Origin of the sequence: Pseudomonas sp. MWU347 (genome assembly GCF_017947305.1) — a bacterium.
In the GTDB taxonomy this organism is placed as follows: Bacteria; Pseudomonadota; Gammaproteobacteria; order Pseudomonadales; family Pseudomonadaceae; genus Aquipseudomonas; species Aquipseudomonas putida_A.
Genome location: NZ_JAFGZB010000035.1, coordinates 1 through 937 on the forward strand (window position 1 = coordinate 1; position 937 = coordinate 937).

Sequence of the window (937 nt, forward strand, 5' to 3'; positions counted from 1 at the left end):
GGTAATAGCCTTCGTGACTGATCAGGCGTGCCTGCTGATCCAGTTCCATCACGCATGAACCCAGGTGATCATCGAGGGTGTAACGCAACTGGTTGTCGGCAATGCCCGCCGGTTTGCCGCTGAGCCAATGCAGGCAACTGACATGGCCTGCGCCGGCGGCGAGGCTGATGACGTGCAGCTCCTCGCCGTTGTCCTTGCTGCGGATCTCCAGTCCGGGCAGGTAGCGCACCTCGTGGAAATGCCGGTTGGAACCGCTGTAGGTTTCATGGCGTTTGTAGACGCGCGCGCCCTGGCTGTAGTGATAGAACTCCGCGTCATCCAGGCCGTTTTCGCGATGAACCAGGATCACCGAGGCCAGTTGATCGCGGGCGTCCCAGCGCAGTGCCTGTCCCGGTTGCAGGGCCATCAGGTTGCCGTGGCGGTCGAATAGCTGATCGAAATCCGGTGCGGGATCACCCTCTTTCCAGCGCACACCGCGATTGCTTGCAGGGTCGATACACATCTGACGGGTCTGACAGGCACCGTCGCGCACATGGCACAGTTGCGTCAGGTTGCCGCCGTTATCGTAGCGGTAGGTCTGCAGGTAATTGCGTCGGTCGTTGGGGTCGCTCGGTTGCGGTCGGCCGGGGAGGTCGCTGGGGGCCACGTCGTCGTAACCGCTGGCGCTGGTCAGCCGATACAGCGAGTCGTAACGGAACGCACGTTCGCCGTCGACCCGCTGGTTGGCGAAGTGGCTGGGCGTGAACACGTGGTCGAGGATGCGTGTCGGGTTGCCGACCGGATCGTACTCATAGCTCATGTCCTGCAGGGGCGGCTGCGCCCCCTTTTGCGCCCATTGCCGCTGCAGGCGCCCAGTGGTTGGTTCGTAGTCCCAGTAGCAGGCAATGCCATTGCCGGTCTGTTGTTCGATGATTTGTCCGACGGCGTTGAAGTGCGT

1 pseudogene is annotated in these 937 nt (G+C 62.3%); it reads right to left on the minus strand.

Annotation, left to right across the window (positions count from 1 at the left end):
* Positions 1-937: pseudogene (locus tag KCG87_RS27340) on the minus strand (toxin); the annotation flags it as partial.